The organism is Psychrobacter sp. CX16 (assembly GCF_057396245.1).
The window spans coordinates 38984-50979 of record NZ_JBXYJF010000001.1; the positions used below are offsets into that span (position 1 = coordinate 38984).

Here is an 11996-nt window from a genome sequence, read left to right on the forward strand (position 1 = left end):
TAATAGATAACAAGCGATTTTAATATTTAAATAAGGACAAAAATCATGGAGTTATTTGGTACCGCCATTGGCGGCGTCGCCATGTTTACCCTGATTATCATGAGCTTGGTAGCCATTATTTTGATTGCCCGCTCACGATTGGTCAGTTCAGGGGATGTCACCATTCATATTAATGACAATCCTGACAATGATATTGTGACGCCAGCTGGTGGTAAATTATTACAAACTCTAGCAAGCGAAGGTATCTTCTTATCTTCTGCTTGTGGTGGTGGTGGCACCTGTGGCCAGTGCCGCTGTAAAGTTATTGAGGGCGGTGGGTCTATCCTACCGACTGAAGAAGGTCATTTCACTCAAGGTGAAATCCGTGACAACATGCGTCTTGCCTGTCAGGTAGCGGTTAAGCAAGACATGCAAATCGAAGTAGATCCTGAGTTCTTTGATGTTCAAAAATGGGAATGTGAAGTTGTTTCTAATAACAACGTAGCGACCTTTATTAAAGAGCTGGTACTTAAGATTCCTGAAGGCGAGGAAGTAAACTTCCGTGCTGGTGGTTATGTACAGTTAGAAGCGCCGCCGCACGAAGTACACTACAAGGACTTTGATATTGATGATGAATACAAAGAAGACTGGGAAAAATTCAACATGTATCGCTACGTGTCGAAAGTCGATGAGGAAGTGATTCGTGCTTACTCGATGGCGAACTATCCAGATGAAAAAGGTATCATCAAATTTAACATCCGTATCGCAAGTCCGCCGCCACGTGGTCCTGAAGGTATCCCACCGGGTAAAATGTCTTCTTGGGTATTTAACCTAAAACCAGGCGATAAAGTAACCGTTTCTGGTCCTTATGGTGAGTTCTTTGCCAAAGATACCAAAGCTGAGATGGTATTTATCGGTGGTGGTGCAGGTATGGCACCAATGCGCTCACATATCTTTGATCAGTTGAAGCGTTTGCATTCAGATCGCAAGATTAGCTTCTGGTATGGTGCACGTTCTGTTCGCGAAATGTTCTATGTCGAAGATTATGACATGCTACAAGAGCAGTTCGATAACTTCGAATGGCATGTCGCCTTATCGGATCCACTTCCTGATGACAACTGGGATGGCTATACTGGATTTATCCACAACGTGTTGTATGAAGAGTATCTGAAAGATCATCCAAACCCAGAAGACTGTGAGTACTACATGTGTGGGCCTCCTGTCATGAACGCTGCAGTTATCGACATGCTACACAGCTTAGGTGTGGAAGATGAAAACATCTTACTTGATGACTTCGGTGGTTAATTTTCTACTTTGTCATTAACAACATGCCTTATAATAGTGACAAACTGTGATAAATTAAGAGCCTCAAATGAGGCTCTTTTTTATGGCTAATAATTTTAGACTCTCTCCCCTACCCTCATCTATAGTCAGCGAGATACTAAACGGTTACGGCGTTAACCTCGCTAAGCCTACATTTGTCATACTTGCGCTCGGTTGCCTTGTCACCATTTTAGACTTCTGTGACTACAGATAAATAAGAAAGGATGCTTATGAAAACTAGAATCAACATTAAAGATATCACGGTATGGATTACCGGTGCTTCAAGCGGCCTTGGCGAAGCGTTAAGTATAGAGTTTGCTCGCCGCGGGGCGACCGTGATTTTAAGTGGCCGCAATACCGAAAAGCTCGATCTTGTTAAAAGCCGCTGCAAAAAGCCCAACAAACACTTTGTCATTCCTTTCGATGTAACAGATGCTGAGCAAAGCAAAGAGGCGTATGCTTCGGTAATGGACCAAGCCGGTCATATTGATTGGCTGATAAATAACGCCGGCGTCAGTCAGCGCTCGTTAATCATGGACACTAATGAAGCTGTCGAGCGTCAATTAATGGAAATTAATTATTTTGCGCAAACTCGTCTAACCCGTTTGCTATTACCTAAGCTGATTGAACAAGGCGGCGGCAAAGTGATTATGGTATCTAGTGTTGCAGGATTACTCGGCACCCAATATCGCGGCGCGTATGGGGCAGCCAAAGCTGCGATTCATATGTGGGCCAACAGCTTACGTGCAGAGCTAAGCGAGCAAAATATTCAAGTTGCTACTATCTTCCCTGGATTTATCCAAACCAATGTATCGATTAATGCACTGACGGGTGATGGCAGCACACAAGGCACGATGGATAAGGCAACGGGTGCCGGCTTAACCGCCACGGCTTTTGCCAAACAAGTGGTGAGCGCCTTACAAAGAGATGAAGAGTACATTATTGCAGCCGGACAAAAAGAGAAGCTTGCCACCTTATTAAACCGCGTATCTCCGCAAAAGCTGTATAAAGTAATTCGACGTGCAAAGGTGACTTAAAACCTAGTTACTTTCAGGCTCGACTCCTTAACTAGTCGTTCTTAGATATGGCTCTACTTAATGACTTGAGCCGCCTTTAACACCTTTTATCGACATAAAAGGTGTTAATAAATCGAGCGAGCGTTGTAAAATAGGGCAGCAGATTATTCACAGCAGCCATGCTATCAAAGTCACACTAAATTGATAAAAGCTGTCCAAATCCATTCCATCTTTAAATTAACCCTTCAACCGCGCCAAAGGATGTCCTATGTCGTCTCGCTTATCTAACAGCCTCCCTTCTCGCTTCTCTAACTTTTCTAGCTCAGCCAGTACTGGTATCACTATTATTGCTGCTAGTGCCATTGGTCTGAGTGCCTGTCAGAAGCAGCCGGAATATAGTTATATTCAAGGTGAGACCATGGGAACTAGCTATCATATTCGCTATCAACAGCCAGATAGTGTCGATGAGCAAGTAATAAAACAAGCGGTCGATGAGCGTTTGGTAGAGATTAATAACAGCATGTCGACCTATCAAGAAGACTCGACCATTTCTAAGTTTAATCGCTTATCTGCTGGAGAATCAATCCAAGTGGACGATGACTTTATTAAAGTATTAAGCGACTCCAAGCAGGTATACAAACAGTCGGGCGGCGCCTTTGATCCGACAGTGATGCCTTTAGTCACCTTATGGGGCTTTGGAAATGTGATGACGGTAGATAGACTACAGAATCCGCCCTCTGCTGATGAGATTGCTGCCGCTAAGTCGCTGATTGATTTTGATAGCGTGACCGCAAAGGGTAATAGCGTGACTAAGTCAAAACAGGATGTAGAGCTGGATTTCTCGGCAGTCGCTAAAGGATATGGTGTCGATGTCATTGCTGATGTGCTGCGCAATAAATACAAGATTAACAACTACATGGTCGAGATTGGCGGTGAGATATCAAGCTCTGGCGTCAATCAAAAAGCACAGCCATGGCAGATTGCCATTGATGCACCCGTGATAGACAGCAGCGTGTCCGAGCGTCTGACCATCGCCGGAATTCGTCAGCCAAGCTCGCCAAATCAACTGCATTTGGCTACCTCAGGCAACTATCGTAACTCAGTGATTTTTGATAACAAACGCTATAGCCACACCATTGATCCGACCACAGGTCAGCCGATTGCTGGTGGTGCGCCCTCGGTATCGGTTGCAGCCGAGACAGTCTCTTTAGCAGATGCTTGGGCAACAGCTTTGACCGCCATGTCTTATGAGAATGCACTGAACATGGCGACCGAGCAAAATATAGCGGCGATGTTTGTGATACCCAAGGATGGTAAGATACATGATGATATTGCGTCTGTAGAGGATATTACCTCTAATAATGTGGACCCATTGGCATATTGGCAAATTGTTGAGACACCAGCAATGAAGGCGTTAAGAGCGGGTCAAACTGATTGAGTTTAAGACTAAAAAACCACACATTTTAAGAAGTGATACTTACAAAACATCTTAACACAAAACACTATCAATTTCCCGAAATTAAAGGGTTTAAGCACTAATTTGACGAGTCATTTTACTGTCTATCTTAACGCTGTTGTATCCCTTAGAATGGTTGCGTTGTCATTGTTCAACGCGACACTTTAGGACTTTTATTAACATTGAGGATAGGCCATGATTTACTCGTTAATGGCATTGGTTTTTGTTTTAGGTTATATAGCGATTGCGCTTGAACACAACGTTCATATTGATAAAGCAGCCTCTGCCCTGCTCACCGCAATCCTCATCTGGACGCTGTTGGTTTTTGGTGCCGACACCTTACTTGCCGGCCAATTAGCGTCCCATGGTGGACAAGGTGTCACCGAGTTATTAAACACAGAGCTGCGCCATCACCTTGCAGAAATTGCAGAAATCTTATTTTTCTTGATGGGTGCTATGGTCATCGTCGAGCTGATTGACGCTCACGATGGCTTTTATGCCATTACCAGTCGTATCAAAACCACCAGTGCCATCAAGCTACTGTGGACCATTGGTCTGATGACGTTCTTCTTCTCTGCCCTGCTCGATAACCTAACCACCACCATTGTTATGGTCTCTTTGCTACGCAAATTAGTCGCAGACAAGCACATGCGTTGGTGGTATGTGGGCATGGTCGTTATCTGCGCCAATGCCGGGGGTGCTTGGTCGCCCATTGGCGACGTTACCACCACCATGCTCTGGATTGGTAACCAAGTCACGGCAAGCAAGATTATTGTGGATTTAATTGTGCCAAGTCTGGTCGCTGCGCTCGTGCCTATGCTGATATTAAGCTTCATTTTTCGCGGCAAACAAGTGTTTCGTCCTAAGCCTGCCAAAGTGCCTTTTCAGGCCTCAAACGTTAACTATCTCGGCAATACCGCCACTGATTCTGAGCAACACAGTACAGCGCCTAACCCTGCGGCGGCAATGACAGGTCAAGCCGAGGTAACTCAGACAGCCATCACAGCCGATACCCCAATAACTCAGGATAACCTGACGCTTATGGCGCAGCAGTCAATTACCAGCAAGATGCGCATTAGCGTATTGACATTGGGCTTGTCGGCATTGGCCTTTGTGCCTATCTTTAAAACGATCACCCACTTGCCACCTTATATGGGTATCTTATTTGGGGTAGGCGTCCTTTGGGTATTCACAGAAATTATGCACCGTCATCACGACTGGTATATCAAAGAACGTATGACCGTGGTCGGCGTTTTGACCCGTGTCGATATGCCAAGCATCTTATTCTTCTTAGGTATCTTATTAGCAGTCGCCGGCCTTGCCACCGCCGGACATTTAACCGATGTGGCTTTATGGCTAGACAATACCTTTGGCAACTTGTACGTGATTAACGTATTAATCGGTTTGCTATCCTCCTTAGTCGATAACGTGCCCTTGGTCGCCGGTGCGATGAAAATGTATCCGTTATTAACCGATGCATCAGTGGCCCAACTGACAGGCGATGAATTGGCACGTCAAAGTCAATTCTTACAAGATGGCGCATTCTGGCATTTCTTAGCTTATTGTGCTGGTACCGGTGGTAGCTGCTTGATTATTGGTTCTGCCGCTGGCGTGGCAGCAATGGGGATGGAAAAGCTGCCGTTTACTTGGTATCTCAAACGTATTAGTGGCCTAGCGCTATTAGGCTATTTAGCCGGTGCGATTACTTATATTATCATTCATGTCATCTGATTCTTAGTGTTATAAATTCGTAGTTTTATAACTAAATATCTTTTATAGCGCCTATGGTGATTGTGACCTTACGTTAGGCGCTTTTTTAGAACCTGTATTCATAAGCTACAGTTATGGTATTTTTAGAATAAAATGAGACAATACGAGGCAAAATTGGGTTGAATAGTCATTCTATTCGAGCCGAATTTTAACAAAGTAGTGGCTTGTTTTAGGCAAAAAAGAGCCAATTATAGCTTGTGAATACAGGTTCTTAGTTTTTGGCTTAATATAATTGAAGGTTAAAAGCTAAATATCCAAGATTGCATATTGATATTCGAATTAGCACTGCTTGCTGTCGTTACAGCATTTATACTGCGCTGCCGCGGCCTCTTATCTGAATATGTGTTAAAATTGAACCAATAAAATACTCTATTTAAACTAAGTGAGGCTATTATGCTCGCTCAATTACTTCCTATGCTTGGCATTACCTTTGCCGTATTTGTCCTATTCTTTTTGTTTATGGGCATCGGTTACATGGTAAAAAAAGAACCGTTACGTGGTTCATGTGGCCGTGTTGCCAATTTAATGGGTGATGAGACGTGCCAGTTCTGTGGTAACGACCCCAATCTATGTGAACAGATTAACGATGAAAAAGCGTTTGATAGCAAGAAAGCAGCTGATTTAGGTAAATCTGCTCTATAAGGGTTTAGTTAGATTTCGGCACTGTTTAACCAACTCTGAAGCACTCTATAACAAGTAGCGATAGTAGATGCCAGTGTCTGTTATCAGCGGCCAAACTTTCTGGCTTAGGTTCTGCTGATTATTTCTGCTATAGTTAAACCATCGCTTATGCGGTGGTTTTTTATGTCCGTCACCCTCCACCCCGTTTACCAAAAGTAAGTGGTTTACTATGTCACATTCCGCCTCTGCTCCGAATCAAGCAATGCCTAAGACCAATGAGCCTAATTCAATGCATCACGCCAATCATGTGGCCGAAAAAACGCCGCGCGCTGTCTTTTGGCTAGTAGCGATTGCCATCTTATTATTGGCCAGCAACATGCGCTCGCCTATCGTGGCATTAGGCGCAATTGCACCTGTAGTCGAGCAAGCGCTTGGCTTAAATGCCACTCATATTGGTTGGCTTGGTGCTATCCCGATGTTGATGTTTGCATTAGGCGCACTGATTTCACCGGCCATTGGTAAACGATTTGGATTAGAGAATACATTAATCGCTGTCTTAGTCGCTATCACCGCGGGCATCATTATGCGCTCGACATGGATAGGCTGGCACGGCTTCTTGACCGGTACTGTTTTGTTGTCATTGGCCATCGGTTTTGCCAATACGTTGGTCGCACCGGTTATTAAGCAGCGCACCCCGCATAATATTGCACTAATGACTGCTTTGTTTAGCTTAACAATGTCGGTTATGGCAGGGACGGTATCCGGCTTGGTGTATCCGTTAACCGAACGCGTCGGTTGGCAATGGGCATTGGGCGGCTGGGCGATATTGGGCATTGCCGCTATCGTCGCTTGGATAATATTACGCTTAAAACTAGGCTCCTCACACAAGATGCCGGCCGCTGTAATGAATCCAACAGAGGCGGCTCAAGAAGCCACTTCTATCTGGAAATCGGGCCTGGCATGGCAAATGGCAATGCTTATGGGACTGCAATCACTGCTGTTCTATACCGTAGCGACTTTTTTACCCTCTATTTGGATTAGTAAGGGTTTAAGCGAGGTCGAAGGCGGTAATATGGGCTCAGTATTCCAGTTTATGGCGCCCATTGCTATTATTGGGATGACATGGCTAATTCGCCGCGGCATACCCATTCAAACTGTGGCGATTACTGCGACACTACTCAACCTCATAGGTCTGGTCGGTACCGCCTATTTGTCACCGTCATTGGCGTGGCTGTGGAGCTCGGCCATGGGGCTTGGCTGTGCCAGTATTTTCACGCTCTGTATTATGCTGTTCTCGCTGCGCACTTATTCTCCAAATCAGGCCAGTAAACTGTCCGGCATGGCACAGACTGTGGCATATTTGGTGGCCTTTACTGGTCCGTTTGGTGCCGGCTGGTTGCATGAGGTGACAGGCAGCTGGGATGCGCCTTTATTATTCATCTTAATCGTCACTGTCATTAATGTGGTGTTTTCTTGGCTCGCCAGTCGCCCTATTATGATTGACGGCAAGCCTGCATAAGCACTACTCTATTGATATATCGGGGCTTTTTTAATCTAAAAATAACTTAAACGGTACTAATATGAAGTTTTCAAAATATGGCCAACAGTTCACACAAACCAGTGCCATCTCTCAGCTAATGGATGATTTGGGCGATGCCTTAAAGAGTCCAACGCCAGTGAATATGCTCGGCGGTGGTAACCCTGCGCGTATCGATAAAGTGAACGAGGCGTATTTTAATGTCTATAAATCATTAGAGCAGGGCGGTATTGACGGCGACGCTATTGAGTCCATTGGGAACTATTCTAATCCGCAAGGCGATGCTAAATTTATAGATGCTTTGGTTGCTTTTTTTAACCGTCATTACGACTGGAATTTAAGCACAGATAATATTGTGCTAACTAATGGCTCGCAAAATGCCTTCTTCTATTTATTTAACTTATTCGGTGGCACCTTTGAGGACGAAAACGGCAATACCAGTACCAAGTCTATTTTAATGCCTCTAGCGCCAGAGTATATCGGCTATAGTGATGTGCAAATTGACGGCGAACACTTTATTGCCATTGAGCCTGAGATTGAAGAAGTCGAGCACGAAGGCGAAACAGGTTTCTTTAAATACAAAATCGACTTTGAAGTATTAGAGAACTTACCGGCACTCAAAAACGGTGAAATTGGTGCAATTTGCTGCTCACGCCCGACCAACCCAACCGGTAACGTGTTAACCGATGAAGAAATGGCGCATTTATCGAAGATTGCCAAGCAATATGATGTGCCGCTAATTATTGATAACGCGTATGGCGAGCCGTTCCCAAATATTATTTATCCTGATGTGAATCTCAACTGGGATGAAAGCACCATTTTGTGTTTTAGCTTATCGAAGATTGGCCTACCTGGGGCGCGTACCGGCATTGTTATTGCTGCACCGGAAGTGATAAAGACGGTGAGTGCAATGAACGCTGTGGTTAATCTTGCACCAACACGCTTTGGTGGTGCCATTACTGCGCCATTACTTAACAACGACAATTTAAAACAGCTGTGTGATGAGACCATTCAGCCATTTTATGCGGCAAAAGCCAAACTTGCGATTCGTCATATTAAGTCTGAGCTTGGCGATTATCCGGTATTTATTCACAAGCCCGAAGGGGCGATTTTCTTATGGGTATGGTTTAAAGACCTACCCATTACCACCACCGAGCTGTACGACCGTCTAAAAGAAAAGGCCACGTTAATTGTGCCAAGTGAACACTTCTACCCGGGTTTAGATACGGCCAATTATCCGCATGCTTTTGAGTGTATTCGTATGAGTATCGCTGCCAGTGATGAGACCTTAGAGGCAGGTATCAAGGTGATTGGCGAGGTGGTTCGCGATTTATATGACAATAAGTAAGGTCATCTCTACTTCACAGATGACGCATGCGCTGCCTAGGAGAATACGGCGATGGCTTTGAAAAAATTATTTAGTACCACAAAAGCCGAGGTCTATTTGCTCAACCAAGACCTAGCGCAGCCGCTACAAGATTATTTACTGCGTAATGAGGCGCGCCTAGCACCTTATGAACCACAGAGAGATGCCAATTATTATACGTTGGAAAGTATTGAGGCACATATAGAGGCCACGCTAGATGCCTACCATCAGCGCAGTGGTATATCAATGGTTTTTACCCCAAAAGATTGCTCACAAATTATGGGGGTGATTAACTTTAATGGCTTTATGTATGGGGTATTTCAGGCGGGATATCTGGGATACTCCATAGATGCCGATTATGAAGGTCAAGGCATCATGACCGAGGTGCTCAGCCGTGCAATCGATTATGTGCGCAAACACTATGGACTGCATCGTATTATGGCCAATCACCTGCCGGATAACGACCGAAGTGCTCGCCTGCTCAACAAACTTGGTTTTGAGAAAGAAGGCTATGCCAAATCCTATCTAAAGATTAATGGGCAATGGCGCGATCATGTTTTAAATTCGTTGGTTTTTGATGATAATACTAATGACTCATACAGAGTTAAATGATGGATTATAAGTCTCACCGCTAATCTACTTTATCATTCGTTTAACCTTTCTACTCTCCTATCCTGCCCTCTATAGTTATAGTCCGGCAACACCATAACCAATCATAAACAGCTAAAAATATCTACCATTGTTAGTATGATGTCATTGCCTGATTTTATTGTTTTTTAACCATGCGTTTTGGTTTATGGAGTTGTTATGTCCTTGCCGTTTCTTAAACCACTGTCGTTTATCGTTGTTGCAAGCTCATTGTTAATGGCTTGCCAGCCTAGTAAAGACAACACAGATAGTCCTATAAATGCTGAGTCTGAAACTCCGACTTCGACTCAGTCTCAAAGCATACCTGCGACTACAGAATCCAGTACATCACAGCCATCAGATGCTGACCCCACCCAAACCATCGAACAACCCATAACTATCCTAGCACTTGGTGACTCACTCACCGAAGGTCTAGGCCTACCAGAAAATGAAGCTTACCCCGCTCAATTAGAAGCCGCGTTAAAGCAGGCCGGTTATATCAATGCTAAAGTCGTCAACTCTGGCCTTAGTGGCGAGACGAGCACCGGACTGGTGAATCGCCTTGATTGGGCGCTTAAAACCAAACCTGATATCACTATTTTAACCATTGGAGCCAATGATGCGATGCGCGGCATTGATGTCGCCACGATAGACAGCAATATTCGTACTGCCATTGAGCGTCTACAGAATGAGGGCAGTATTGTGATTCTGGGCGGTATGCAGATTTATGATAATTTAGGGGATGATTACGTGAAATCCTTCTCTAACTTATATCCAAAAATTGCTGAAGATACCGGTGTGCCTTTTATTCCCTTCTTTTTAGAGGGTGTCGGCGGTGTGCCTGAGCTCAACCAATCTGACGCCATTCATCCGACTAGCGAGGGCTATACACGTATCGTCCAGAATAATATCCTGCCTGTGCTTAAACCGACACTAGATGAATTCGTTGGTGAACAAGCAAGTGATAGCGCACAACCGTAACCCTACTGAGCCTGACTATGAGAGATTCGATGACCAACGCAACTGCTTCCACTAAGCCTTTATTACACGCGACCAATCTGAGTAAAAGCGTGATGATTGGCGAGACTAAGACGAACATTATCAAAGATGTCAATGTGAGTATTGGTGCTGGTGAGTTTGCGGTAATCATGGGTAAATCAGGTTCGGGCAAGTCAACGTTATTAGGCTTATTGGCAGGACTGGACTACCCTGATACCGGTGAGGTTTGGCTAAATGGTCAGAATTTAACGGACTTGAGCGAGGATGAACTGGCACAAAAACGTCAACAAGATATGGGCTTTGTGTTCCAGTCCTTTCATTTGTTGCCGACGTTAACCGTTGCCGAAAACATTGCATTTCCACTCGATATCGCCCGTCAGCCAGACGCCAATCGTGTGGAAGAACTGCTGGTTGCAGTAGGCTTAACTCATCGCCGTGACAGCCTACCACATCAACTTTCAGGCGGTGAACAACAACGCACCGCATTGGCTCGGGCGCTAGTGGCTCGTCCAAAAATTATTTTTGCCGATGAGCCAACAGGTAATTTGGATGAGCAAAACGCCCAGCAAGTAATGAACTTACTACTGGAGCTACAACAACAGTCGGGCACCGCTTTGGTGGTGGTGACACATGACCCTGCATTGACTGAAAATGCGGATCAGGTGATTACTATTCATGATGGGCGGGTTGAATGAACCTAGCATTATTCGATTTCGACGGCACCATTACCCATACAGATACATTTACTCAATTTATGCTATTCGCTGTGCCTAAAAACAGATTGCGTCTTGGTAAATTAGTACTGCTACCCGCGCTTATCAGATATAAATTAGGCTTTGAAAAAGGTCGTGATATCCGCGCAAAAATCTTACACTTTGCCTTTAAAGGTGTCGATGAACACAGGCTGCAAGCCAAAGGCCAAGCTTATGCCTATCATATTCTGCCTAAATTTTTGCGCCCTAGTGCCATGCAACGACTACAATGGCATAAAGACAGAGGGGACACAGTGGTTATCATTTCTGCTTCTTTGGATATATACCTAAAGCCTTGGTGTGAACGACATGGGCTGAAACTGATATGTACCGAAGTGGATGCGAAAAACGGCATTGTCACTGGTTTTAGCAAGCAAGGCGACTGTAGCTCTCAGCAAAAAAAACAGCGTGTCATGCAACAATTTAAGCTGTCTGATTATCAGCATACTTATGCCTATGGCGACACGCCAGAAGATAATGAGCTACTAGCAATGGCGTCGGATGACAAGCGCTTTTATCAGTACTTTGATTAAAAATCGACATCGTCTGC

At 44.7% G+C, this 11996-nt stretch carries 11 protein-coding genes; all 11 read left to right on the forward strand.

From position 1 onward, the window contains the following. Positions 1 to 45: 45 nt before the first annotated feature. The 11 genes from nqrF to AC2SLM_RS00225 all read left to right on the forward strand — a co-directional run bounded on the left by nqrF (position 46) and on the right by AC2SLM_RS00225 (position 11979). On the forward strand, positions 46 to 1284 hold the full coding sequence (nqrF, locus tag AC2SLM_RS00175) for an NADH:ubiquinone reductase (Na(+)-transporting) subunit F (protein WP_486539959.1): 1239 nt from the start codon (positions 46 to 48) through the stop codon (positions 1282 to 1284). A gap of 248 nt (positions 1285 to 1532) precedes the next feature. Beyond that, positions 1533 to 2339 carry an SDR family NAD(P)-dependent oxidoreductase gene (locus AC2SLM_RS00180; RefSeq protein ID WP_486551232.1) on the forward strand — a complete coding sequence of 269 codons (807 nt, stop codon included), beginning with the start codon at positions 1533 to 1535 and terminating at the stop codon, positions 2337 to 2339. A gap of 247 nt (positions 2340 to 2586) precedes the next feature. After that, entirely contained in the window at positions 2587 to 3756 is a 1170-nt protein-coding gene (locus AC2SLM_RS00185) for an FAD:protein FMN transferase (protein WP_486551233.1), read from the forward strand. Between the two features lie 213 nt (positions 3757 to 3969). Next, on the forward strand, positions 3970 to 5505 hold the full coding sequence (gene nhaD, locus AC2SLM_RS00190) for a sodium:proton antiporter NhaD (protein WP_486551235.1): 1536 nt from the start codon (positions 3970 to 3972) through the stop codon (positions 5503 to 5505). A 432-nt stretch (positions 5506 to 5937) separates the two neighbouring features. Next, on the forward strand, positions 5938 to 6186 hold the full coding sequence (nqrM, locus tag AC2SLM_RS00195; RefSeq protein WP_486539951.1) for a (Na+)-NQR maturation NqrM: 249 nt from the start codon (positions 5938 to 5940) through the stop codon (positions 6184 to 6186). Between the two features lie 208 nt (positions 6187 to 6394). Then, on the forward strand, positions 6395 to 7684 hold the full coding sequence (locus AC2SLM_RS00200) for an MFS transporter (protein WP_486551237.1): 1290 nt from the start codon (positions 6395 to 6397) through the stop codon (positions 7682 to 7684). 61 nt (positions 7685 to 7745) lie between these two features. Continuing rightward, positions 7746 to 9050 (forward strand): valine--pyruvate transaminase, encoded by a 1305-nt coding sequence (locus tag AC2SLM_RS00205; RefSeq protein WP_486551238.1) that lies wholly within the window; start codon positions 7746 to 7748, stop codon positions 9048 to 9050. A 51-nt stretch (positions 9051 to 9101) separates the two neighbouring features. Then, positions 9102 to 9680 (forward strand): GNAT family N-acetyltransferase, encoded by a 579-nt coding sequence (locus tag AC2SLM_RS00210; RefSeq protein ID WP_486551239.1) that lies wholly within the window; start codon positions 9102 to 9104, stop codon positions 9678 to 9680. A 195-nt stretch (positions 9681 to 9875) separates the two neighbouring features. After that, on the forward strand, positions 9876 to 10676 hold the full coding sequence (locus tag AC2SLM_RS00215) for an arylesterase (protein WP_486551240.1): 801 nt from the start codon (positions 9876 to 9878) through the stop codon (positions 10674 to 10676). Between the two features lie 29 nt (positions 10677 to 10705). Next, positions 10706 to 11389, forward strand: coding sequence for an ABC transporter ATP-binding protein (locus AC2SLM_RS00220; protein WP_486551242.1), 684 nt, complete (start codon positions 10706 to 10708; stop codon positions 11387 to 11389). Then, positions 11386 to 11979, forward strand: coding sequence for an HAD family hydrolase (locus AC2SLM_RS00225; protein ID WP_486551243.1), 594 nt, complete (start codon positions 11386 to 11388; stop codon positions 11977 to 11979). The genes AC2SLM_RS00220 and AC2SLM_RS00225 overlap by 4 nt, the downstream gene beginning before the upstream one ends. Positions 11980 to 11996 lie beyond the last annotated feature (17 nt).

Excerpts from the sequence above, each read along its gene's own strand:
- nqrF (WP_486539959.1), top strand. The coding sequence starts at position 46 with ATGGAGTTATTTGGTACCGCCATTGGCGGCGTCGCCATGTTTACCCTG.
- AC2SLM_RS00180 (WP_486551232.1), top strand. The coding sequence starts at position 1,533 with ATGAAAACTAGAATCAACATTAAAGATATCACGGTATGGATTACCGGT.
- AC2SLM_RS00185 (WP_486551233.1), top strand. The coding sequence starts at position 2,587 with ATGTCGTCTCGCTTATCTAACAGCCTCCCTTCTCGCTTCTCTAACTTT.
- nhaD (WP_486551235.1), top strand. The coding sequence starts at position 3,970 with ATGATTTACTCGTTAATGGCATTGGTTTTTGTTTTAGGTTATATAGCG.
- nqrM (WP_486539951.1), top strand. The coding sequence starts at position 5,938 with ATGCTCGCTCAATTACTTCCTATGCTTGGCATTACCTTTGCCGTATTT.
- AC2SLM_RS00200 (WP_486551237.1), top strand. The coding sequence starts at position 6,395 with ATGTCACATTCCGCCTCTGCTCCGAATCAAGCAATGCCTAAGACCAAT.
- AC2SLM_RS00205 (WP_486551238.1), top strand. The coding sequence starts at position 7,746 with ATGAAGTTTTCAAAATATGGCCAACAGTTCACACAAACCAGTGCCATC.
- AC2SLM_RS00210 (WP_486551239.1), top strand. The coding sequence starts at position 9,102 with ATGGCTTTGAAAAAATTATTTAGTACCACAAAAGCCGAGGTCTATTTG.
- AC2SLM_RS00215 (WP_486551240.1), top strand. The coding sequence starts at position 9,876 with ATGTCCTTGCCGTTTCTTAAACCACTGTCGTTTATCGTTGTTGCAAGC.
- AC2SLM_RS00220 (WP_486551242.1), top strand. The coding sequence starts at position 10,706 with ATGACCAACGCAACTGCTTCCACTAAGCCTTTATTACACGCGACCAAT.
- AC2SLM_RS00225 (WP_486551243.1), top strand. The coding sequence starts at position 11,386 with ATGAACCTAGCATTATTCGATTTCGACGGCACCATTACCCATACAGAT.